This window comes from Streptomyces sp. NPDC007346, assembly GCF_040703535.1.
Lineage (GTDB): Bacteria > Actinomycetota > Actinomycetes > Streptomycetales > Streptomycetaceae > Streptomyces.
In genome coordinates this window covers 1-22,769 of sequence record NZ_JBEYKR010000041.1, presented here as the reverse complement: position 1 = coordinate 22,769, position 22,769 = coordinate 1, and the positions used below count along the sequence as shown (strand labels likewise).

At 70.9% G+C, this 22,769-nt stretch carries 20 protein-coding genes and 2 pseudogenes; 7 read left to right on the top strand and 15 right to left on the bottom strand.

The features are described 5' to 3' along the window. Nucleotides 1-133: 133 nt before the first annotated feature. From AB0917_RS13640 to AB0917_RS13620, 5 genes are read right to left on the bottom strand one after another with little or no spacing between them, the layout of a single operon-like run. Complete coding sequence (locus tag AB0917_RS13640; RefSeq protein WP_366819689.1) at nt 134-829, bottom strand: HAD family phosphatase; 696 nt, start codon at nt 827-829, stop codon at nt 134-136. Then, nucleotides 826-2,007 carry an ABC transporter ATP-binding protein gene (locus AB0917_RS13635; protein ID WP_366819688.1) on the bottom strand — a complete coding sequence of 394 codons (1,182 nt, stop codon included), beginning with the start codon at nt 2,005-2,007 and terminating at the stop codon, nt 826-828. Before AB0917_RS13635 ends, AB0917_RS13640 begins: the two co-directional genes overlap by 4 nt. A gap of 6 nt (nt 2,008-2,013) precedes the next feature. Beyond that, a complete protein-coding gene (locus tag AB0917_RS13630; RefSeq protein ID WP_366819687.1) occupies nt 2,014-3,012 on the bottom strand; it encodes an ABC transporter permease subunit in 999 nt (332 codons plus the stop codon). Continuing rightward, entirely contained in the window at nt 3,000-3,917 is a 918-nt protein-coding gene (locus AB0917_RS13625; protein ID WP_366819685.1) for an ABC transporter permease subunit, read from the bottom strand. Before AB0917_RS13625 ends, AB0917_RS13630 begins: the two co-directional genes overlap by 13 nt. Further along, nucleotides 3,917-5,095: an extracellular solute-binding protein gene (locus AB0917_RS13620; RefSeq protein ID WP_366819684.1), complete on the bottom strand. Its 1,179-nt coding sequence runs from the start codon at nt 5,093-5,095 to the stop codon at nt 3,917-3,919. Before AB0917_RS13620 ends, AB0917_RS13625 begins: the two co-directional genes overlap by 1 nt. 266 nt (nt 5,096-5,361) lie before the next feature. Here AB0917_RS13620 and AB0917_RS13615 point away from each other — a divergent pair, with 266 nt between their 5' ends. After that, nucleotides 5,362-6,117 (top strand): GntR family transcriptional regulator, encoded by a 756-nt coding sequence (locus AB0917_RS13615; RefSeq protein ID WP_366819683.1) that lies wholly within the window; start codon nt 5,362-5,364, stop codon nt 6,115-6,117. 163 nt (nt 6,118-6,280) lie between these two features. Here the strand turns inward: AB0917_RS13615 and dusB are convergent, their stop codons facing one another. The 3 genes from dusB to AB0917_RS13600 all read right to left on the bottom strand — a co-directional run bounded on the left by dusB (nt 6,281) and on the right by AB0917_RS13600 (nt 9,937). Continuing rightward, nucleotides 6,281-7,429 (bottom strand): tRNA dihydrouridine synthase DusB, encoded by a 1,149-nt coding sequence (gene dusB / locus AB0917_RS13610; protein WP_366819682.1) that lies wholly within the window; start codon nt 7,427-7,429, stop codon nt 6,281-6,283. A gap of 345 nt (nt 7,430-7,774) precedes the next feature. Continuing rightward, nucleotides 7,775-9,199 (bottom strand): hypothetical protein, encoded by a 1,425-nt coding sequence (locus AB0917_RS13605; RefSeq protein WP_366819681.1) that lies wholly within the window; start codon nt 9,197-9,199, stop codon nt 7,775-7,777. 465 nt (nt 9,200-9,664) lie between these two features. After that, nucleotides 9,665-9,937: a hypothetical protein gene (locus AB0917_RS13600; protein WP_366819680.1), complete on the bottom strand. Its 273-nt coding sequence runs from the start codon at nt 9,935-9,937 to the stop codon at nt 9,665-9,667. 416 nt (nt 9,938-10,353) lie between these two features. Between AB0917_RS13600 and AB0917_RS13595 the strand changes: the two genes are divergently transcribed. Together AB0917_RS13595 and AB0917_RS13590 are read left to right on the top strand one after the other, a co-directional pair. Next, nucleotides 10,354-11,469: a hypothetical protein gene (locus tag AB0917_RS13595; RefSeq protein ID WP_366819678.1), complete on the top strand. Its 1,116-nt coding sequence runs from the start codon at nt 10,354-10,356 to the stop codon at nt 11,467-11,469. 79 nt (nt 11,470-11,548) lie between these two features. Beyond that, nucleotides 11,549-11,665: pseudogene (locus AB0917_RS13590) on the top strand (pyridoxamine 5'-phosphate oxidase family protein); the annotation flags it as partial. Nucleotides 11,666-11,700: 35 nt separating this feature from the next. On the opposite strand, the gene AB0917_RS13585 reads toward AB0917_RS13590, so the two are convergent. Then, nucleotides 11,701-12,669, bottom strand: a complete 969-nt coding sequence (locus AB0917_RS13585) for a glutaminase (protein WP_366819677.1) — start codon at nt 12,667-12,669, stop codon at nt 11,701-11,703. Between the two features lie 453 nt (nt 12,670-13,122). Continuing rightward, nucleotides 13,123-13,989: an isocitrate lyase/PEP mutase family protein gene (locus AB0917_RS13580; protein WP_366819676.1), complete on the bottom strand. Its 867-nt coding sequence runs from the start codon at nt 13,987-13,989 to the stop codon at nt 13,123-13,125. Nucleotides 13,990-14,955: 966 nt separating this feature from the next. Here AB0917_RS13580 and AB0917_RS13575 point away from each other — a divergent pair. Then, nucleotides 14,956-15,681 carry an HAD family phosphatase gene (locus tag AB0917_RS13575; RefSeq protein WP_366819675.1) on the top strand — a complete coding sequence of 242 codons (726 nt, stop codon included), beginning with the start codon at nt 14,956-14,958 and terminating at the stop codon, nt 15,679-15,681. 38 nt (nt 15,682-15,719) lie between these two features. On the opposite strand, the gene dhaL is transcribed toward AB0917_RS13575, so the two are convergent. The 4 genes from dhaL to AB0917_RS13555 form a co-directional block, all read right to left on the bottom strand. Then, on the bottom strand, nt 15,720-16,385 hold the full coding sequence (gene dhaL / locus AB0917_RS13570) for a dihydroxyacetone kinase subunit DhaL (RefSeq protein WP_366819674.1): 666 nt from the start codon (nt 16,383-16,385) through the stop codon (nt 15,720-15,722). A 52-nt stretch (nt 16,386-16,437) separates the two neighbouring features. Further along, nucleotides 16,438-17,436, bottom strand: a complete 999-nt coding sequence (locus AB0917_RS13565; protein WP_366819673.1) for a dihydroxyacetone kinase subunit DhaK — start codon at nt 17,434-17,436, stop codon at nt 16,438-16,440. Nucleotides 17,437-17,657: 221 nt separating this feature from the next. Continuing rightward, nucleotides 17,658-17,876 (bottom strand): DUF6243 family protein, encoded by a 219-nt coding sequence (locus AB0917_RS13560; protein ID WP_366819672.1) that lies wholly within the window; start codon nt 17,874-17,876, stop codon nt 17,658-17,660. A 313-nt stretch (nt 17,877-18,189) separates the two neighbouring features. Continuing rightward, entirely contained in the window at nt 18,190-19,572 is a 1,383-nt protein-coding gene (locus tag AB0917_RS13555) for a glycine--tRNA ligase (RefSeq protein WP_366819671.1), read from the bottom strand. 175 nt (nt 19,573-19,747) lie between these two features. Here AB0917_RS13555 and AB0917_RS13550 point away from each other — a divergent pair, with 175 nt between their 5' ends. From AB0917_RS13550 to AB0917_RS13540, 3 genes are all read left to right on the top strand, one after another. Continuing rightward, the gene (locus AB0917_RS13550) at nt 19,748-20,776 is read left to right on the top strand and encodes a metal ABC transporter substrate-binding protein (RefSeq protein WP_366819670.1); all 1,029 of its coding nucleotides are present in this window, start codon (nt 19,748-19,750) and stop codon (nt 20,774-20,776) included. An 83-nt stretch (nt 20,777-20,859) separates the two neighbouring features. Further along, complete coding sequence (locus AB0917_RS13545) at nt 20,860-21,663, top strand: metal ABC transporter ATP-binding protein (RefSeq protein WP_366819712.1); 804 nt, start codon at nt 20,860-20,862, stop codon at nt 21,661-21,663. After that, nucleotides 21,663-22,562: a metal ABC transporter permease gene (locus tag AB0917_RS13540; RefSeq protein ID WP_366819669.1), complete on the top strand. Its 900-nt coding sequence runs from the start codon at nt 21,663-21,665 to the stop codon at nt 22,560-22,562. Before AB0917_RS13545 ends, AB0917_RS13540 begins: the two co-directional genes overlap by 1 nt. A 124-nt stretch (nt 22,563-22,686) precedes the next feature. Here the strand turns inward: AB0917_RS13540 and AB0917_RS13535 are convergent. Next, a pseudogene (locus tag AB0917_RS13535) lies at nt 22,687-22,764 on the bottom strand (ribulose-phosphate 3-epimerase); the annotation flags it as partial. Nucleotides 22,765-22,769: the final 5 nt, after the last annotated feature.

The window sequence follows — 22,769 nt, the reverse complement described above, 5'->3', positions numbered from 1 at the left end:
TGTGAGCGGGCATGCCCGCATCTGAGTACACTTCCCGAAGGCTGTTACGTGGCACTGAGTGCCAGGCCTTCCAGAAGTGCAACCACCGCCATATCGCTCATCTGAGCGGACCTCCGATCAAGGGTGGCGTGAATCACGCTGGTTTCAGACCCCGGATTTCAGGATTCGGACACCTCAGGCACTCCCCCAGCACCCCGAGGTCCACTTCCTCCAGGCTACGGGCGAACGTCCGGCCCCGCCCCGGGGCGACCGGCAGCAGCGACGGGACCACCAGCACCGCGCACCCCGCGGCGTCGGCGGAGGCGGTGCCGTCCGGGGAGTCCTCCACCGCCACACAGGCGGCGGGGTCGGCCGCGAACCGCTCGGCCGCCGCCCGGTACGGATCGGGGTGCGGCTTGGTCCGTACGGTGTCGTCGGCCGAGAGCGTGAAGGCGAAGTCCACCCCCGCCAGCGACCCCGCCACCACCGCGTCCACCACCCTCCTGGGCGAGGCGCTCACCAGGGCGAACGGCACTCCGGCGCCTTCCAGCGAGGCCAGCAGCGCGGCGGCTCCGGGGCGCAGCGGGGCGCCCGCGTCGACCTTCCGGAAGAAGGAGTCGGTCAGCTCGGCGGCGGTGCCGGGGAGGGTCGCGGAGTCGCCCCCCGTCACCGCGATCAGATGAGCGGCGGTGTCGGTGACGGCCCGGCCCACGACCTCCGGCGCGTCGGCGTCGCCCAGCCGGTGGCCGAGCCCGGCCGCCACCTCCCGGGCCGTCTCCCACCACAGCACCTCGGTGTCGACCAGGGTGCCGTCCATGTCGAAGAGGACGGCGGCGGGGGCGGCCCTCACGCGTCCACCCTGTCGCCCGTGGTCTCGGCTTCCGCCGCCGTCTCCCGTACGGGCACGACCAGCACCGGGCGCCGGACCGGGGTGACCCGGACCCGTACGCCGGGAGCGAGCCTTGTGGCGTCCCGGGAGGGGAGGTCGGCCTTGACCGCGACGCCGTCGGGCAGGTCGAGCAGGACCCGGGTGACCGAGCCGAGGAAGGAGGCGGAGACGACCGTGGCCGTGCCGTCCGCGTCGGCGGTGACGCCGATGCTCTCGGGGCGGATGAGGACGTCGGCCGGGCCCCGGCCCGCCGGGACGTCCCCGTCGACCGGGAGGGTGGCGCCCGCGACCTCGACCGAACCGTCTCCGGTCAGCCGGCCCGGCACCCGGTTCATGGTGCCGACGAACTCGGCGACGAACGGGGTCGCGGGGCGCTCGTACAGCTCGGCCGGGGGCGCGCACTGCTCCAGGCGGCCCGCGTTGAGGACGGCGACCCGGTCGGCCATGGAGAGGGCTTCCTCCTGGTCGTGGGTGACGAAGATGGTGGTGATCCCGAGCGACAGCTGGAGGCGGCGGATCTCCTCGCGGAGCGTGAGCCGGACCTTGGCATCGAGTGCCGAGAGCGGCTCGTCCAGGAGGAGGACCCGGGGGCGCAGGGCGAGCGCGCGGGCCAGGGCGACGCGCTGCTGCTGGCCGCCGGACATCTGGTGCGGGAAGCGGTCTCCGTGGGCGGGCAGTCCGACGAGTTCGAGGAGTTCGTCCGCGGTGGCGTGCCGCTCGGCGGTGGCCACGCCCCGCATGCGGGGGCCGAAGGCCACGTTGTCGCGGGCGTCGAGGTGCGGGAAGAGGCTGTAGGACTGGAAGACCATCCCGGCGTCGCGCCGGTGGGCGGGGACCGGGGTGATGTCGTCGCCGTCGACCAGGACCTCGCCGGAGTCCGGCTGCTCGAACCCGGCGAGGACCCGCAGCGCGGTGGTCTTGCCGCAGCCGGAGGGGCCCAGCAGGGCGAGGAGTTCGCCCGGTTCGGCGGTGAGGTCGAGTCCGTCGAGGGCCACGGTGGGGCCGAACGCCCGGCGCAGGGAGCGGAACTCCACCCGGGCTCCGGTGGTGGCGGCCCGCCCGTGCGGCGCGGCGGTCCTGGCCGGCTCGGGGCGTCCGGCGGCGGTGGTGGCGGTGGGCGGGGCTGGCAGGGCTGACATGGATGGCTACTCCTTGCCGGGTACGGGGGTGGGGGCGGCGGCCGGGACGCTGGCGGGGGCGGCCGGGGCGGCGGCGGGCCCGGCGGCCGCAGCGGCGGAAGGCCCGGCGGCCAGGGCCGCGCCGGAAGCCCCGGCGGCCGGGACCGCGGCGGCGGAGGACCCGGTTCCGGCGCGTGAGAGGACGAGCAGCAGGACCCAGGTGATGAGCAGGGAGAGCAGGGAGACGGCGACCGACATCCGGGCCTCGGCGCCGGAGACGGTGACGATCCACACCGCGAAGGGCCTGAAGCCCAGCAGCGAGGCCACCGTGTACTCGCCGAGCACCAGCGCCAGGGTGAGGAAGGAGGCCCCGGCGAGCGAGGAGCGCAGGTTGGGCAGGATCACGCTCACGATCACCTGCGACCGGCTCGCCCCGCAGTTGCGGGCCGCCTCCACCAGCGTGGGCACGTCGACCGCGCGCAGCCCCGCGTCCAGCGAGCGGTGCACGAAGGGCAGCGCCAGCACGGTGTAGGCCAGCACCAGCACCACCGGGAACGACTCGTTCTGCACGGCCAGGAAGGTCTGGTAGAGCGGGGTGCGCGAGAAGTGGTCCGGGCCCCAGCGCAGCACGGTGGCGATGCCGGTGACCAGGGCGATCGGCGGCACCACCAGCGGCATCATGCAGACGATCTCGACGACGGCCCGCAGCCGGGGCGGCCCGAGCCGCACCGCGACGAGCGCGGGGACGACGAGCAGCAGGGCCAGCGCGATCGTGGCGGCGGCGAGCGAGAGCGAGAGGAAGAGGCTCTCGGTGAAGCCGTCGGCCGACAGGATGCCGCTGTACGCCTCGAAGGTGAGGCCCTGGTTCGGCACGTGGACGGTGAAGACGAACGAGGAGAGCAGCGGGGTGACGAAGTACAGCCCGGCGACGGCCAGTACGGCACCGCGCCAGTAGCGCGGGCGGGGGCGGGCCGCCTTCACCGTGGCGGTGGAAGCCGGGGAGGCGGCGGTGGTCAGTGCAGCCATCGGGAGCTCCGTCGCTGGAGGGGCAGGTAGACCGCCATCACCAGTCCGGCGATCACGATCATGTCGAGGCTCAGCGCCAGCGCCACGTTCTCCTGGCCGACCAGGACGTTCCCGGAGAGCGCGTCGGCGATCTTCAGGGTGACCAGCGGTACGGAGCCGCCGACGAGGGCGGCGGCCGTGGCGTGCGCGGCGAAGGCGCTGCCGAAGAGCAGGACGAACCCGCCGAGCAGCGAGGGCGCGAGCACCGGCAGGCCGACGTACCGCCAGAACTGCCAGGTGGTGGCGCCGTTGTTCCGGGCGGCCTCGCGCCACTGGGGGCGCAGCCCGTCCAGCGCCGGGACGACGACGATCACCATGAGCGGGATGAGGAAGTAGAGGTAGATGACGGTGAGTCCGGTGAAGGAGTAGAGGTTCCAGCCGAGCGCGTCCAGGTGCCCGAGCTGCGTGACCACGCCGGAGATGCCGAGGGTGGCGACGAAGGCGAAGGCGAGCGGGATGCCGCCGAAGTTGGCGAGCACCCCGGAGGCGGTGAGCACGGCCCCGCGCAGGGCGCCGCGCCGGGAGACGACGACGGCCTGGGCGATCAGCACGCCGCAGACGGTGGCGATGGCGGCGGTCAGCGCGGAGAGTTCGACGCTCCCGGTGAGCGAGGTGAGGTAGGGCCCCTGGAGCGAGCGCGTCAGGTGCTCAGCGGTGAACTCGGTGGTGCCGGCGACCGGGTCGGTGCGGGTGAGCGCCCCGTACAGCAGGGCGCCGGCGGGCAGTCCGAAGCAGAGCCCGGCGAAGACGAGCAGCGGGAGCGCGCCGAGCCAGGCGCGGGGCGGCCGGCGGCGGCGCGTACGGCCGCCGGCCCTCACCGGGGCCGCCCCGGGTCCCGGGGCGGCGGACGGGTGGGCGGGAGTCATCAGGAGACGGCCTTGTCCCAGTTCTCGGAGAGCGTGGCGTTGGCCTGGTCCAGCTCGTCGGAGGAGGGGAAGGACGGGGCGCCCTCGACCTGGGGGAGCTTGGTGACGAAGGTCTTGTCGACCGTGCCGTCCTCGGTCATGGCGGGCAGCAGCACCGGGCGGGCGTACCCCTTGAGCCAGAGGTTCTGGCCCTCGGCGCTGTACAGGTACTCCATCCAGAGGCGGGCGGCCGCCGGGTGCGGGGCGTCCTTGTTGACGGCCTGCGAGTAGAACTGGGCGTACACGCCGTCGGAGGGTACGGAGACCTTCCAGTCGACGCCCTTGCCCTTGAACTGGTCGGCGTACCCGGCGTTCAGGTAGTCCCAGTCGATGCTGATCGGCGTCTCGCCCTTCTCCACGGTGGCCGGGGTGGACTCGACGGGGGTGAAGTTGCCGCTCTTCTTCAGCTTGCCGAAGAAGTCGATGCCGGGCTGGATGTCCCCGAACGACCCCTGGTTGGCCAGGGACGCCGCGTACACCCCGCCGAAGGCGGAGCCGGACTTGGTCGGGTTGCCGTTGAGGGCGACCTTGCCCTTGTACTCGGGCTTCAGCAGGTCGGCGAAGGTCTCGGGGCAGGTCTTGATGCGGGCGGCGTCGCAGCCGATGGAGACGTAGCCGCCGTAGTCGTTGTACCAGCGGCCGTCCGCGTCCTTCTGGCTGTCGGGGATCTTGTCCCAGGACTCGACCTTGTACGGGGCGAAGAGGTTCTCGGCCGCGCCGCTGCGGGCGAAGGCGATACCGAGGTCGAGGACGTCGGGGGCGCGCTTCTGGCCCTTGCGGGACTTGACGGCGGCTATCTCGTCGGAGCTGGAGCCGTCCGGGTTCTCGCTCTTGATCTTGATCTTGTACTTGGCCTGGAAGCTCTTGATGATCTCGCCGTAGTTCGCCCAGTCCGGCGGCAGGGCGATCACGTTGAGCTCGCCCTCCTTCTCGGCGGCGGCGACCAGATTCTCCAGCCCGCCGAAGTCGGCGACCGAGGTGGCCTCGGCGGACTTCACGCCGTTCGCGCCGGTCTCGGCCTTCTCCTCGGGCGCGGCGCCGCAGGCGGTGAGGGCGGTGAGGGCGGCGGTGGAGAGGGCGAGGGCGGCAACGGCACGGCTGTTGGCGCGGATACGGGGGCGGGGTCGGGCTCTGTGCACGGAAGGTCTCCCAGGAGCGAAGCGTGAGGGCCACTTGTTCATACAAGCTGGCACCAGTTCGCCCTGGTCAGGTGTCCGGAGAGTTAACGTCCCATGTCCGCCGCCGCAAGAGGACAGGAAGAGGAAAGCCCACTGAACAGGTGTTGTGGTAGATAACGACCGCGCATCGAAACGCGCCGCGACGACGCTAGAGTGAGCGGCGGGGCCGTCACCCAGGAGCGGGCCTGTACACAGCCGATGATCGCCGGGACAGGCGAGGGGGACACGTGGGCCATTCACGCTATCGGGAGATCGCCGAGTCGCTGCGGCACGCCATCCGCGCCGGCACGTACCCGCTCGGCGCCCGGCTGCCGTCCGAGAGCGACCTCGCCACCCGCTGGTCCGTCTCGCGCGGCACGGTCCGCCAGGCGGTGGCGCTGCTGGTCTCCGAGGGGCTGATCGGCTCCCGGCAGGGGGCCCGGCGGGTCGTCCTGCGCCAGGAGCGCCGCCAGAGCTTCCAGCAGCTCAACAGCTTCGCGCAGTGGGCACAGGCGATGGGGTGCGAGGTCGCCAGCCGCATCATCACCCGCACGATGCGGGCCGCCACCGACGAGGAGGCCGACCGCCTGGACGCGGAGCCGGGCGGCGAGGTGCTCTACGTACTGCGGCTGCGGTGGCTGGACGGCGAGCCGGTGATGGTCGAGCGGACCGTGTACGCGGACTGGGTGGCCCCGGCCGTCCTGGCGCTGCCGGAGGACTGCGTCTCGATCATGGACAGCATCGCGGAGCGGGCGGACATCGTCGCGCACCACGGCGAGCACCTGATCGACGCGGTCGCGGCGGGCAGCGAGGACGCCCGGCTCCTGCGGGTGCGCCGGGCCAGCCCACTGCTGCGCCAGCGCCACCTGACGTACACGGCGGCGGGCCGGGCCATCGAGTGGACGGACGACCGCTACCGGGCGGGCAGCGTCGTCTTCAACGTGATGAACTCGACGGCGGCGGCCCCGCTGGAGCGCAGAGCGGGCCCGGACGTGGGCGGCTGAGGCGTTCCCGAACGCGTACGGGCTCGGCCTCGTACGAGTACGGACCACTCGACCTCATACGCGTACGCCGCTCGACCTCGCACGCGTACGAACCACTCGACCGCGCACGCGTACCGGCTTCAGCCTCGTACGCGTACGGACTCAGCCCCCTACGCGTGCCGGCTCAGCCGCCGGAGGTGTCCAGCTCCGCGTCGGCGCTGACGCCCGAGCAGTCGTACGGGTCCTTGAGCCAGCCGTCCGGCAGGACGACCCGGTTGTTGCCCGAGGTCCGCCCGCGCGGCCCGTCGGCGCCCTCCGGCCAGGGCTGGTCGAGGTTCAGCTCGTGCAGCTGACCGGCCAGCTCCTCCAGCGAGGAGGTGATGGCCAGCTTCTTGCGCATCTCGGAGCCGACCGCGAACCCCTTGAGGTACCAGGCCACGTGCTTGCGGAAGTCGATCACGCCACGCGTCTCGTCACCGATCCACTCCCCCAGCAGCGTGGCGTGGCGCACCATGACGTCCGCGACCTCGCGCAGGGTGGGCGCGTGCCGGGCCGCGCTGCCTTCCATGGCGCTCACCAGGTCGGCGAAGAGCCAGGGCCGCCCGAGGCACCCGCGCCCGACGACGACTCCGTCGCAGCCGGTCTCCCGCATCATGCGCAGGGCGTCGTCGGCGCACCAGATGTCCCCGTTGCCGAGGACGGGGATCTCCGGGACGTGCTCCTTGAGCCGGGCGATGGCGTCCCAGTCGGCGGTGCCGCCGTAGTGCTGGGCGGCCGTCCTGCCGTGCAGGGCGACGGCGGTGACCCCCTCCTCGACGGCGATGCGGCCCGCGTCGAGGAAGGTGATGTGGTCGTCGTCGATGCCCTTGCGCATCTTGATGGTGACGGGGAGGTCCCCGGCGTTGGAGACGGCCTGGTTGAGGATGGCCCGCAGCAGGGGCCGCTTGTACGGGAGCGCGGAGCCGCCGCCCTTGCGGGTGACCTTGGGGACCGGGCAGCCGAAGTTGAGGTCGATGTGGTCGGCGAGGTTCTCGTCGACGATCATGCGGACGGCCTTGCCGACGGTGACCGGGTCGACCCCGTACAGCTGGATCGAGCGGGGGGTCTCCGCCGCGTCGAAGTGGATGAGCTGCATGGTCTTCTCGTTGCGCTCGACCAGCGCCCGCGTGGTGATCATCTCGCTGACGAACAGCCCCTTGCCCCCGGAGAACTCCCGGCACAGTGTCCGGAACGGGGCGTTGGTGATGCCGGCCATGGGCGCGAGCACCACCGGCGGCTGCACGGTGTGCGGGCCGATACGGAGCTGCGGGAGGGCGGGGGCGAGCGTGGTCATTGCTCCATTGTCGCGCACGCCGGAGGGAGGACCGCGCCGGTGCCGGGCACGAGGAGGGCACCCTCGCCGCGGACTCCACCGGTCAGGCGCTCACCCTCGTGCCCCCGTGCGCTCACCCTCGTGCGCTCACCCCCTCACCCGTTCGAGCCCTGGGCGCCAGCAGCTGGGGGGCGCTTCTGCGCGGGGCCATATTTCCTTGGCCATGGCCAAGGCCATGGAAATAGTCACCGCAGGGAAAGAGACGTGCCGGACTCTGCGGCGAGACGGCCCTTGCCGCATCACCGGCGGTGGCCGCCGCGCCGGAGGCCCGGACGACGCGGCGGCCACCGTTCCCCCGTACCTCTCTCATCCTTCCGCGAGCCCTCCGCCGTCCCCGCGTCGGCGGCGCGCCAGCCCGGCGATCCCACTGGAGAGCTTGTCCTTCGCCGAACCGGCCAGGTCAAGGGCCTCGGCGCCCAGACTCATGGCCGCACCGACGCCCTTCGCCCCTGTCTCAAGCGCCTTGTCCCTCGCCGAACCGGCCACGTCCAGGGCCTCGCCACCCAGACTCACGGCCGCACCGACACCCTTCGCCCCTGTCTCAAGCGCCTTGTCCCTCGCCGAACCGGCCACGTCCAGGGCCTCACCGCCCAGACTCACGGCCGCACCGACACCCTTCGCCCCCGTCTCAAGCGCCTTGTCCCTCGCCTCGGCCGCCGCGACCGCCCACCGCCTGGTCTCCGACCGCTGCCGACCGGCCTCGATCCCGAGCCGCCCGTGGAAATCGTGGACGCCCGTCACGACCTGGTTGCTCGACCGGACCACGGCCGGGGACTTGGCCGGGTGCATCAGCACCTTCGCGTTGGCGGCTACGGCCGCCGCGTTCATCCGGGCCACCAGACACACGGTGCTCCGCGAGATGAGGTCCAGCCGGTTCTGCCGGGCGATCCGGATCCCGAGCCGGTGCCGGTCCAGCTCCTCCGGAGCCGCGTCGAGCACCCGGTCGAGTTCGAGTACGGCGATGGCGTCCTGCAACTGGAAGCAACGAGCCAGGACGGCAAGCCACTCCTGAGCCTTGGACTCGGCTTCCTGGGCCGCCGCGGCGAGATCGCCGATCTTCGCCTTGCGCTCCATCTTCTCCGCGAGGGCGTCGAGTTGCCGCAGCGCGTACGCCTGGGTCGCCGCGATCGTCCCCGGCGTGTCCTGCACCTTCGACCAGGTGATCTCGGAGACCCGGCCCACCTGCTCCCGGATGGTCATGGCCTCCTCGATCACGAGGTCCACCCCGATCATGTCCGACAACGCGGCGTCCTTCTGGGCGCGGAGCACGTCGTCGACCTTCTCGTCGATCGTGGCGAGGTAGTCGATGACTTCGTCCATGGTCTGCTGCATGGCGAGTTGCGCCATGACCACCGCGATGTTGGCCATGCCCACAGGACCGGTCCGCAGCGGCCCCGCTCCCTTCGCGAATTCGACGAACCCCTTGATCTGGCCGCCGTCCCCCTTGAACACCCCTGTGGGGAGGCCTGACTTGGCGCCCTCCCTCAGTCCGTACTTGTCGACGAGGTGCGCCGACTCCTTGGTCAGCTTCACCCAGCGCCCCGAGTTGCCGGCGATCTCGGAACCCGCCTGCGCCATGCCTGCCGCGTTATCGAGAGCATGCCGGAGCCTTGGCAGTCCGAGGTCCTTCGACGGCAGCCCTTCGGAGACGAGGAAGCGTTCGACCGCCGCGTGATCCCCGATGACCGCCAGGCCATCGCCGTCACTGATCAGCTGGATCTCGTCGTTCATGGTCAGTTCCTTACGGGACTCGTCGCCGGTGAGGGTAGCGGGAGGCGTGACGGGGACAGGCGCCGCGGGGCCTGAGCCGAAGTGGAGGTCGAGGCCTTCCGGGGGCGGAGAGCTTCGCGTCGCCGTCCGAAGGCCCTCGACGTGCGTGACGCTACCTTCTCGTGACCCGCCTGACCACGTGCTTCCACCGAATCGGGCCCGGCTTCCTCTCCGGCCGTCCCTTGATGAAGTCCCGCTCGGCCAGGTCGAGATGGAGAGCCCCGCAAGGATCGGCCGCCCCCACAGGCCGGCGCTCAGGCGTCGGTCAGGAAGCGCCTGGTCGAACAGCGCGCGAAAGCCCCACCGCGCCGAGCACGGTGGGGCTTTCGCGGGACCGGCGCGTCGGCCGACGCCGAGCGGGTCGGTCCGCTGCCCGCAGACAGGGCGGGCGAGCGGGGTGACCGGCGCCGCCGGCAGGGGCTCGACTCACATGTTGGCGAGGACCGCGCCGAGGACCATGCCGCCGACCAGGCCGATGGCGCTGACGACGATGGCGACCGTGGAGAGCCGCTCGTGCCGGACGGTCTTGGCGACGATGGCCAGCACGAGGCCGACCAGAGCGAAGACGATCGGCAGGAAGATGAACCCGATCACACCCAGGACCATCGCGATGATGCTGAGCACGTTGCTGTCCGCCCCGCGCCGAGGCGCACCGTTGTAGTGCTGCCCGGTCGGCTGGTTGCCGTGCTGCGTAGTCATCTGCCACTCCTTCGGGACGGTCGTTCCGGGACCCGATCTCGATGTGGACCGGCCTGACGCTCGGCTACCCCGACGTTCCTCGCCGACACGGCCACTCGGCGACGAGGGTGATCCGGTGCAGCCGCTCCAGCCGTATGCGGGCTCGACGTCCACCGGCGGGCGGTCGGCCAGACGCGGCCCACCCGCCGGCTTCCCGTCACGCCCGGCGAAGCCCCCGGAGGGAACCTCCGCCTCGATGGCCGACCGAGCCGTTCATCCCCCGCATTCCGACGCCCGTCGAGCAGGCGCGCCGAGAGAGCGCACAGCAACCGGAATTGTCCATTTTTCACCAGTCGGCCCCTTCATGACTTGCGGAGGAATGTGCAGCCACCCAATGCTGAGGCGGCACCCAGACCGTCACCGACGGGAATCAACTCGTGGCTCACCGTAAGGTCTATCTGGCGGTAGGCAGGACGAACACGCGGATCCACCGCTTCGATCCCCTCGACGGGGACACCCGTGTGGTCGAGAACGTGCCGGCGTACGAAAGCGGCTACACCGCCATGGGCGCGCAGTACCGGGGCGACGACAAGGAACCCTTGCTCTTCGCCGTCAGCGGCAACCGGCTCGTCACCATCGACGTGGAGGCCGGCACGGTCTCGGACGCGGTCGTCGACGGGCTGCCGAGCGGACTGAACTGGTACGACGGCGACATGGACGACGACGGGAAGAAGCTGCTCGTCGCGAGCGGCCCCGCCGTCCCCAGCTACACGATCGACGTGGTGACCCGGACGGCGACCGCCGGAAACCGTCCGGGCCCCGGACGGTGGGACGACTTCGCCCACCATCCGAAGGACGGCCGGCTGATCTCGGTCGAGGGCGACAACGGCGACCTGCTGCACGTGGATCCCCGGAAGGACCCCATGAAGACCGTGCTCAGGGAGGGAGTCTTCCTCCCCGCCGAGGCCAGCGTGTCCAGCGGCTCCCGCAAGTCCTACTCGGCCACGTTCTTCGACTCCGTCGGCCATTTCTACGCCGTCGACTCGGCGGGCAACGTCAACCACCTGGACCTGAGCGGCGACACCGTCCCCGACCGCGCCGAGCGGATCGGCAGGGGGAAGATCCCCGTCGACGGCCTGGAGGTCGTGAACGGGGCCGGGCGCATCACGCCGATGCCGATTCCTCCCAGCTACGACGAGATCGTCGTGACGAAGAAGTCCAGCGGTTCGTGGCAGAGCACCGATCCGCAGGGCAAGGTCTACAGCGTCGAACTGACCGTCACCGCTGTCGGCAAGGCAGGCGGCGAGGGGAAGGAGACACACAGGTTCCGGATCTCGTTCGACCTGCGCACGGCACAGGGGGCGAAGGTCGAGGCGTCCGGTGTCGACGTCACGCACGAGGACGGCAAGGTGTACATCGACTCGCGGACGGATCAGCTGCTGGCAGCGGGGAACTCGCGGCCCATCGCCGTACAGATCACCGTGCCGGGCGACCCGGCCGAGCTGCCGTCCGAGTACCCGCTCGACGGCCTGAGGGCCACGCGTCTGGCCTGACACCTGCCCCGGGGCCGGGCCGCCGCCGCAGATCGGGACGGGGCACCGCACGACCGAACCGGGCCGCGGCCCGCCCGGACCCGCGCAGTCGGGCCCGCTCGTCGTGATCGAGGCCGAGCGGATCGTCCATACGGAGCACTGGCTGCGGCGCGAGGGCTTCGCGCCACGCCAGTTCTGGACCAGGCCGGGCCGGTAGTCCGGCCGCCACACGGCAACTCGGTGGCGGACGCGTCAGAAGACGGACAGCCCGGTGAGCGTGGTGAAGCGGTCGAGGGCCGAGACGCCCGCCACCGAGTTGCCGCGCCGGTCGAGGCCGGGGCTCCATACGCACAGGGTGCACACACCGGGCACGATGGCGATGATCCCGCCGCCGACGCCGCTCTTGCCCGGCAGCCCCACCCGGTAGGCGAACTCGCCGGCCGCGTCGTACGTCCCGCAGGTGAGCATGACCGCGTTGACCTGCTTCGCCTGGCTGCGGGTCAGCAGCGCGGAACCGTCGGCCCGCAGCCCGTGCCGGGCCAGAAACCCGGCCGACAGGGCCAGGTCCGCGCACGACGCCTCGATCGAGCACTGGCGGAAGTAGGCGGAGAGCAGTTCGGGGACCGGGAGCGTGATGTTGCCGTAGGAGGCCATGAAGTGGGCCAGCGCGGCGTTGCGGTCACCGTAGGCCGCCTCGGAGGCGGCGACTTCCGGCATGAAGTCGATGGCGGCGTTGCCGCTCTCCGCACGCAACAGGTCCCGTACCTGTCCGGCGGCGTCCCCGGTCAGGGCCTGGAGCCGGTCGGTCACCACCAGGGCACCGGCGTTGATGAACGGGTTACGGGGAACACCGCTCTCGTACTCCAGTTGCACCAGGGAGTTGAAGGGGTTGCCCGAAGGCTCACGGCCCACGCCCCGCCATATCCGTTCGCCGTCCAGGGAGAGCGCCAGGGCCAGGGCGAACACCTTGGTGATGGACTGCGTCGAGAAGGGCTGCCGCCAGTCGCCGACACCGTAGACGGTCCCGTCGGGCTCCGCGACGGCCATGCCGAACCGCCCGGGGTCGGCACCGGCGAGCATCGGTATGTAGTCGGCGGGTATGCCGTGGTCGTCGAGTGCGGCCATCTCCTCGGCGATGCGGCTGATCACCGCGGTGAAGCGGTGGGAGCCGGCGCGCGGAGTCGGGCTGCTCACCCGGGGGGCGGCGGAGGTGTGGGACACGGTAGTTCCTGACGGCGAGGGAGCGAGAGGGCACGGCGTACGGAGTCGAAGGCGCGGAAGACCACGGTGACACGGTCCTCGTGCCGCACGCGCGGTTTCCTGGTCGCCCCTGAGGTGGATACCAGGACCAGCGTGAGGAGGAGCGCGCAGACCATCACGAACAGGCCGCGTCGTGCCGGGGAGAGTCGCCCCCGGATACCTGCGTCGGCTCCTTGGCTGAAGGCGGAGTGGACGGACCAGGAGGAGCGGAGCCCCGGTCGCACACCGTCGTGATCCGGCGGTGCCGGGTGATCCCGTCCGCGGTCCAGGGCCGTGCGGCCTGACCGAGCGCGCAAGGCACGAGCAGCGGCACGACGATGCTCAGCTGCTGGTGGTCTGCTGGTGGCGGTGGTGGTGTGCAGGTCGCTGGACCGTGGCCCCGGGGGGGAAGGCCGTCATGTTCTTCCGCTCCTTTCAGGCGGGGAGGGGACTCGGTGCGACCGGGTGGTGGCGGCTGATGTTCTTCTCCAGCAGTTCGGTGGAGGCCCGCACACCGACCGACGTGCCGGGCGTGAACTCCGGGAGCCGCCCGTCGGCCCGCTTCAGCTCGCCCAGCGCGGTGTCGATGGCGGTGTGCGCGGCGAACAGGCAGGGGGTGCTGTAGATGGCCATCTGGCATTCCAGTTCGGTGAGTTCGCGGAGGGAGAGCCTCGGCGACCTGCCGCCCGCGATCTGGTTGAAGAGCAGGGGCTTGTCGTCGATGACCTTGCGGATGCGGCGGATCCACTCGACGTCCCGCACCCCGTCGACCAGCACCACATCGGCATCGGTCTCCGCGAGGGCCTGGGCGCGGCGCAGGATGTCCTCCTCCTCGGTGGCGTCGGTGCGGGCCACGACCACCAGGTCCCGCCGGGTCGCGAGGACCAGGTTCAGCTTCTCCAGGTACTCCTCCAGGGGCAGCACCCTCTTGCCGTCCGCGTGGCCGCACCGGCGCGGGCGCCGCTGGTCCTCCAGGATCACGCCGGAGGCCCCGGCCCGCTCCAGCCGCTGGACCACGTGGCAGGCCACCTCCGGGTCCACGTAACCGTCGTCGATGTCGACCAGGAGGTGGTGGGAGGGGAAGGCGAGCCGGAGCCGCTCGGCGAAGGCGACCATGTCCGGCCAGGCGATGAAGCCGATGTCCGGCAGCCCGTAGTGGGACGCCGCGAAGCCGAAACCGGAGACGAAGAAGCCGTCGTAGTGCCGGGCGGCGACCGACGCCGAGTACATGTCGTAGATACCGACGAGCGGGGTGGTGCCGGGCGTGTGGATCTCCTCGCGCAGCGCACTTCCGTAGCGCATGTCTCTGCTCCTTGCGTGGTGGCCGTGAACAGGCCGATAGCGGGACGACGTGCGCGCGGCGCGTAGCCGAGGGGACAAGCCTGCGCACAGGTCGATGGGGACACCGACAGCAATCCGCCTTGAATAGTCAAAGGCGAAACGAAATCGACGGTGTGCAATCCGGAAAGAGTTCTCGATCCCTTTGCGGGTGCCCGCATACATATACTGACATTACTTGCCCTTTGCCCGATGACACGCGGCCCTTTACCTCGGGTTCGCGACATTCATCTGCTCGTCCGACGGAACCGGGTAAGCGGTCACCGAGCCACCGCGACCAGCGCGTCGGGTCACCTCGACCGCTGCTACAGGCCTACCTGCCATGCCCCGCAGCGCACTCCGCCCCCTCCCCTCCGGCCTCCTCGGGCACCGCCCCGAACGAGGACGAAGCGGGCGAGCCGTTCGCCGGGACCGCTCATTTCCGTTCCCTCGTGATAATTTTGTGCGCCCGCGTACGCCGGTGTAAACAACCAGCTCCTTCGTTTTATTGTTACGTGCTTTCGAGCGTGCACACGGAGGAGGGGTTTTCTCTCTTCTTCCGGCGATTAATCTGCCATTCGAGTGAAGCCGCACATTTCAGCCTCCTGACTGTTGGCCCTTGCACGGTCTTTCTTCAACTGGCCTCGGCGTGACCGGCGTTGGTGCGGTGATTGACGCTTTCGCGAATCATCGGGCGGCATGCCTTTACACCTCGGGCCCGGCGCGGTCGAGCACACAAAGCAGTGATTGCATCCCCCAACGAAACCTCCCTAGCGTGAGTGCAGAGATGTTTCGCAGTTCGGTCGGGAATGCGTCGACGTATTCCCCCGGCATCGCACGCGACGGCGGACGCTGGGCGTCCTCGGAGCCGTCCCGGGCCACATGCACCACCTCACGCATCCGCGGTCCCGCCACGAGCCCGACCGCCCCCTCCTTCAGGAGCGGCACACCATGAGCACCACGACAAACGCCCTGCCCGACTGGTCTCCCGAGGCTGTCGTCTTCGACTGCGACGGCACCTTGATGGACACCGAAAGCCACTGGCAGGACGCACGGAACCAAGTCTTCCGAGGGTTCGGAATCCGCCCCGCGCCGGGCTTCGCCGAACGGGCCAAGGGAGTGCATTACATCGACTGCGGGCGGCTGATGGCCCAGGAGGCGGACAAGCCCCGGCTGGCGGAGGAGATGACCGACGCGCTACTGCACCACTTCATGGCGCGGGTCGCCGATGACCCGGTGACGATGCCCGGGGCCGCCGAGTTCGTACGACGGCTGTCCGGCCGCCTGCCGCTGGCCGTGGCGAGCAACTGCCCCCTCGAGGTCGTGGAGGCGAGCCTGGACCGGGCCGGGCTGCTGGGCCACTTCGGGCACATCGTGGTCCCGGACGAGGAGGGCCACCGGGCCGGCAACGAGGAGCCGGTGCGCCCGAAGCCGTGGCCGGACGTCTACGCCACGGCCGCCCGCCTCTGCGGTGCCGCACCGCGACGAGCCCTGGCCGTCGAGGACTCGATGACGGGCATCGAATCGGCACGGCGGGCCGGGCTGCGTGTGGTCGGGGTGGGCCCGTACCCCGGGTCCGAGGACGCGGTCCGGGCCGACCTGTGGGTGCCGGCCCTGCACGCCCCGTCCCTGACGGCCTGGGTGGAGTCCTGGCCGGCTCGCGGGGCGCGGGGATAGGCAGCGGCCGTCCGCCCGGTCCAGCCGCGGGCCGGGGTTCAGTCCAGCCGCGTGCCGAGGTCCTCCACGACGGCCTGGGCGGAGGCGAAGAGCAGTGCGACGCCCACCGCGCCCGGGTCGGGTACGCCTTCGGCCCGTTCACCGAGATAGCTGGAGCGTCCCATCCGGGCGCGCAGGCGCGCGGTCTCGTGCACGCCGGTCCAGGCGGCTGCCGCGGCGGCGGCCAGAGCCTTCGCCGGCGGCGTGCCCTCCGGGGCGGCTTGGAGGGCTTCTGCCGCCGGGGCGAGTGCGTCGACGAGGGTCTTGTCGCCGGGTGCGGCGTCACCCACCCGGCGGATGGCCGCCAGCCCGTCCGCCGCACCGGCCCCGAGAGCCGACGTGGTGGCGGCCCCCGCGTCGGCCACGGCAGCGGCCAGTGACTGGAACAGCAGGCCGAACAGCGGCCCGCTGGTGCCGCCGACCTCGTCCAGGAAGGCCGTGGCCGCGGCCTGAAGGGGGCCCGCGGGATCGCTGCCGGACGCGGAGCCCGCGTCGAGGCGCCGCATGGCGCAGTCCGCCCCGGTGGTGAGGTTGACACCGAAGTCGCCGTCGCCCACTTCTTGGTCCAGGGCGGTGAGGCGGTCCTCGGCGGCGTGGGCCGACCGCACGAAGCGGCGCATCCAGCCGTCGGTGGAGAACGCCTCGTGGGGCGTGCTGCTCGTCATGCGGTGCCTCCCGTGCTCGGGGGAACTCGTTCGGGAACGGGCGTGCGGCGTCTCACCAGCGCAGGGTGGCGGTCCGTACCGGAGCGTCGTACAGACGCAGGGTCTCGTGGTCGGCGGTGAGCAGGGTGATGGAGAAGCCGCGCATGTCCAGCGCGGTGACGTACTCGCCGACGAGGGAGCGGGCCGGTTCGATGCCGCGGCCGTCGAGCAGGCCGCAGAGCTCGGCGTGGACGGCGTACAGCTCCAGCGGGGTGACGGCGCCGAGGCCGTTGACCAGCGTGATGACGGAGGAGCCCGGGGCCGGGGAGAGCGCGTCCACAAGCGCGGAGGCCATGCGCTCGACCAGAGGGCCGAGGGGCCCGCGGCGGATGGTCTCCCGGGCGCGCTCGCCATGGATGCCGACGCCGTACTCCAGCTCCTCCGGGTCGAGGAGGAAGGCGGGTCTGCCGGTGGTGGGGGCGGTGTGCGCGGCGGAGGCGACGGCGAGGGTGCGGCAGCCCGCGGCGAGGCGGGTGCCCAGCTCCTGGAGCTCCTGGAGGCCGAGACCGGTGTCGGCCGCCGCGCCGAGGATCTTCTCGATCAGGACGGTGCCGCCGGTGCCCCGGCGGCCCGCGGCGACGTCCTCGGAGTCGGTGGCGAGGTCGTCGTCGATCAGGACACGGGCGCACGGGACATCACGGTGGGCAAGCCGTTCGGCGGCGATACCGAAGTTGATCCGGTCGCCGGTGTAGTTCTTCACGATGTGCAGCACGCCCTCGGGCCGGGCCGCGGCGAGGGACCCCTCGTACACCTGCCGGTTGTGCGGTGAGGCGAAGACGAGCCCCGGGCAGGCGACGTCCAGCATGCCTCGCCCGACGTACCCGGCGTGCAGGGGCTCGTGCCCCGATCCGCCGCCCGAGAGGAGGCCGACCCTCCGGGAAGGCGCCGGGTCGCGGGCCCGGAGGAAGCCGTGGCCGGGGTCGAGCGTGAGCAGGTCCGCGTGGGCACGGGCGAAGCCCCTGAGGGCGTCCGGCACCAGCGAACCGTCACCGTTCTCGAAATACGATGCCATCCAGGTCCTCCGTCGTCGAGAGCCGTGAGCGGCTGGGCCTGACCTTCCCACCGAGGTGACTTACATGCTGCGGCCCCGACCGCCACAGAGCAATTCATAGGACAGTCGGTCATTCATTGGCAAGCCCTCATCGCCCGCCGAGGTGGGGGCCGAGCACGGGTGTGGGCCCGGATCACGGATGATCCGGGCCCACCGTCGTATTACGAGGTACTGCTCAGGTGTCAGCTCTGCGCGGGCTGCGCGCCCTGCTCGCCCGGCTCGGCGGTGGTGGCCGCCTGGGCCTCGGCGCGCTCGCGCATCTTGCGCACCAGCTCCTGCTTCTTGTCCTCGGCGGCCTTGCGGTCGGCGCCTCGCGCGGAACCCGCGCCCTGCTGTTCGGCGCGGGACAGCTTCTTACGCTGTCCGCCGACGCCGAGGAGGTTGTTGCGGCTCTTGGCCACGGCGTTCTCCCATTCGTGGTGAGAAGTGAGGAAGGAAGTGATCAGGTGATCGCGATCGATCGATCCGGTGGGCGGCGGGTGGTCGGGCACCCGCCGCGCTCTCACTCGTAGATCTGGAAGAACGAAGACATGCCGGAACGGTACCCCGCTCCCGGAGCGCCCCGCACCAGGTTTTCCGGCCGCCGGGGCCAAGGCTGTCGGGGCCAAGGCCGCCGGGGTCTCAGGCCGTAGGAGGTCGGACTGTACGAGGAGGCCCCCGGTCCCGTGCCCGGGACCGGGGGCCTCACGCGCCCACAGGGGCGTACGGGGATCGTCAGCAGCCGATCAGACGGGCGCCGAGGTACGCCTGGATCTGGTCCAGGGAGACGCGCTCCTGCTTCATCGTGTCGCGCTCGCGCACGGTCACCGCGTTGTCGTCCAGGGTGTCGAAGTCGACGGTGACGCAGAACGGCGTGCCGATCTCGTCCTGGCGACGGTAGCGGCGGCCGATGGCGCCCGCGTCGTCGAACTCGATGTTCCAGTTCTTGCGCAGGTCGGTCGCCAGGCCCTTGGCCTTCGGCGAGAGCTGCGGGTTGCGGGAGAGCGGCAGGACCGCGACCTTGACCGGCGCCAGGCGCGGGTCGAGACGCATCACGGTGCGCTTCTCCATGACGCCCTTGGCGTTGGGCGCCTCGTCCTCGATGTAGGCGTCGAGCAGGAACGCCAGCATCGCGCGGCCGACACCGGCCGCGGGCTCGATGACGTACGGCGTCCAGCGCTCGCCGGCCTCCTGGTCGTAGAACTGGAGGTCGGTGCCCGAGGCCTTGGAGTGCGCCTTGAGGTCGTAGTCGGTGCGGTTGGCGACGCCCTCCAGCTCGCCCCACTCGCTGCCGCCGAAGCGGAAGCGGTACTCGATGTCCGCGGTGCGCTTGGAGTAGTGGGAGAGCTTCTCCTGCGGGTGCTCGAACCAGCGCATGTTCTCCTCGCGCATGCCGAGGTCCGTGTACCAGTTCCAGCGCTGGTCCATCCAGTACTGCTGCCACTCCTCGTCCTCGCCCGGCTTGACGAAGAACTCCATCTCCATCTGCTCGAACTCGCGGGTCCGGAAGATGAAGTTGCCCGGAGTGATCTCGTTCCGGAAGGACTTGCCCATCTGGGCGATGCCGAACGGCGGCTTCTTGCGCGAAGTCTGCTGCACCTGGCCGAAGTTGGTGAAGATGCCCTGGGCGGTCTCGGGGCGCAGGTAGGCGACCGAGCCGGAGTCCTGGGTCGGGCCGAGGTGGGTGGAGAGCAGGCCCGAGAACTGCTTGGGCTCGGTGAAGGTGCCCTTGTTACCGCAGTTGGGGCAGTTGAGGTCGGCGAGGCCGTTGACCGGCGGCTTGCCGTGCTTCTCCTCGTACGCCTCCTCCAGGTGGTCGGCGCGGTAGCGCTTGTGACAGGAGGTGCACTCGGTCAGCGGGTCCGAGAAGGTGGCGACGTGGCCGGAGGCGACCCAGACCTCGGGGGCCAGGATGACCGACGAGTCGATGCCGACCACGTCCTCACGCGCGGTGACCATGTAGCGCCACCACTGACGCTTCAGGTTCTCCTTCATCTCCACGCCCAGCGGCCCGTAGTCCCAGGCGGCCTTCTGGCCACCGTAGATCTCACTGCAGGGGTAGACGAAGCCACGGCGCTTGCTCAGGCTGACGATGGTGTCGATCTTGTCGGCGGCCACGGTGCTCTCTTCATACGACGATGACGAACGGCGAATGACTCAGATTACCGGCGGGCGGACCCCCTGGATCAAATCGGCGGCCGGTCCGACGATCTTCGCCTGCCCCTATGTGACCTTCCGGGCATCTCATCAGCCTTGTTGACAATCGTTTCCACTTTTGTTGAAAATGAGTGTCATGAACGTACGCCGCCTCATACCCACCACCGCCGTCGCCGGAGCAGTCGTCCTCGGCCTGACCGCTCTCACCGCCTGCTCCACCACCGACGCGGCGGACGGGGGCGACGGGGCCGGCGGCGACAAGCTGACGGTGACGGCGTCGTTCTATCCGATGCAGTTCCTGGCCGAGCGGATAGGCGGCGAGCACGTCGCGGTCACCAGCCTCACCAAGCCGGGTGTCGAGCCGCACGACCTGGAGCTCACCCCGCGCCAGATCGGCTCCCTCGGCGACTCCGACTACGTGCTGTACCTCAAGGGCATCCAGCCGGCCGTGGACGACGCGATCAAGCAGTCCGGTGTGAAGAACACCGTCGACGCCGCGACCCTCACCACGCTGGAGAACCACGGAGCCGAGGTCAGTGGCCACGACCACGATCACGAGGACGAGGACGAGCACGGCCACGAGGGCGAGGACGCCCACGAGGAGCACTCCGAGGGCGACGGCCACAACCACGGCGAGGAAGGCGGCGCCGACCCGCACGTCTGGCTGGACCCGGTGAAGTACGCCGAGGTCGCCAAGGGCGTCGGCAAGTCGCTGGAGAAGGCCGACCCCGACCACGCCGCCGACTACAAGAAGAACACCGAGGCCCTCGTCGCCGAGCTGGACAAGCTGAACACGGCGTACGAGAGCGGGCTGAAGAACACCGCCACCAAGACCTTCATCACCACCCACTCCGCCTTCGGCTACCTCGCCGAGCGCTACGGGCTCACCCAGCAGGGCATCGCGGGCATCGACCCCGAGGCCGAGCCGACCCCGGCCCGGATCCAGCAGCTCCACACCATCGCCGAGAAGGAGAAGGCCACCACGGTCTTCTTCGAGACGCTCGCCAGTGACAGGACCGCGAAGACCCTCGCGAAGGACACCGGGCTGAAGACCGACGTCCTGGACCCGCTGGAGGGAATCACGAAGAAGTCCAAGGGCGCTGACTACTTCGAGGTCATGGAGTCCAACCTCGCCGCGCTGCAGAAGGCGCTCGGCGCGAAGTGACCCGTACCACCCGCTTCACCCGTACCACCAGCTTCACTCGTACCACCCGCTTCACCCGTACCACCACCGGATCGGAGGCGCTCATGCCGGAGCGTGAGAGCACCACCCGCGAGCCCGTGGGCGCCCCCCGCGAGCCCGTGGTCAGCCTGCGCGGTGCCACGGCCACCCTCGGCGCGCGCCCCGTGCTGCGCGGGGTGGACCTCACCGTGCGCCGCGGCGAGGTCGTCGCCCTGCTGGGCGCCAACGGTTCGGGCAAGTCCACCGCCGTACGCTCCGTCATCGGCCAGGTCCCCCTGACCGGCGGCACCGTCGAGCTGTTCGGCACCGAGCTGCGCCGCTTCCGCCAGTGGGGCCGCATCGGTTACGTGCCGCAGCGCACCACGGCCGCCGGCGGCGTGCCCGCCACGATCCGCGAGGTCGTCGCCTCGGGCCGGCTGGCCCGTACGAGGCTGCGGTGGCCCGGGAAGGCGGACCGGGCGGCCGTGGACCGGGCCATCGAGCTGGTGGGGCTGGCCGACCGCGCCAAGGACTCCGTGAGCGCCCTGTCGGGCGGCCAGCACCAGCGGGTGCTGATAGCCCGCGCCCTGGCCGCCGAGCCGGAGCTGCTGATCATGGACGAGCCGATGGCCGGGGTGGACCTGGCGAGCCAGGAGATCCTGGCGGCGACCCTGCGCGAACAGGTGGCCCTGACCACCTCCGTACTCCTCGTCCTGCACGAGCTGGGCCCGCTGGAGCCCCTGATCGACCGGGCCGTGGTCCTGCGCGACGGCTGCGTCACGCACGACGGCCCGCCGCCCGAGGCGCTCGGCCAGCACGCCCTGCCCGGCCACGACCACGTACACCCCCACGCGGCCGACGAGCCCGTACGGACGGGACTGCTGACCTGATGCTGCTCGAATTCCTCACCCCTCCCTTCATGCAGCGGGCGCTCATCGCGGCCGTCCTGGTCGGCATCACCGCGCCCGCCATCGGCATCTACCTGGTGCAGCGCCGGCAGGCCCTGATGGGCGACGGCATCGGGCACATCGCGATGACCGGTGTCGGCCTCGGCTTCCTGCTCTCCACCAGCCCCGTCTGGATGGCCACGGCCGTCGCGGTGGCCGGTGCGGTCACCATGGAGCTGATCCGCTGGTACGGGCACACGCGCGGCGACCTCGCCCTGGCGATGCTCTTCTACGGCGGTATGGCGGGCGGTGTGATGCTGATCAACCTGTCCGACACCGGCTCCAACGCCAACCTGACCTCGTACCTCTTCGGCTCGCTCTCCACCGTCTCCGAGTCCGACGTCATCGCGATCTGCGTGCTGGCCGCCTTCGTGGTGCTGGTCACGGTCGGGCTGCGGCGGCAGCTGTTCGCGGTCAGCCAGGACGAGGAGTTCGCCCGGGTCACCGGGCTGCCGGTACGGGTGCTGAACCTGCTGATCGCGGTCACGGCCGCCGTGACGGTGACCGTCGCGATGCGGGTCGTGGGGCTGCTGCTGGTCAGCGCGCTGATGGTGGTGCCGGTGGCGGCCGCCCAGCAGATCACCAAGTCCTTCAAGGTGACGTTCGTGCTCTCCGTGGTGATCGGCACGGCCGTGACCCTGACCGGCACCGTGACCTCGTACTACCAGGACGTTCCTCCGGGCGCGACGATCGTGCTGCTGGCCATCGCGGTGTTCGTCGCGCTGACCGCGCTCGCGGCTCCGCTCGCGAAACGCCGGGCCCGGGTGAGCGAGGCGAGGGGGGCCGAGTGCACCCTGGAGGTACCGGCGGCCCGCCGGGGCACGGACGACGTGCACGTGTGAGGGCGTCGCACCGTACGTGTTCGGCCGCGGCGCCCGGACGGGCTGGCACAATGGCCCGACACATGTACGGGCGACACGAGGAGGCACCTGTGGCCACGGCGCCGATCAGTGGCAGCAACAACAGGTCGAGCTTGTCGAACACATACTTGCATTCCTCCAGCCCTGTGGCCGGATTGAAGGCCAGGCCCGCCTTGCACCCCAGATCCT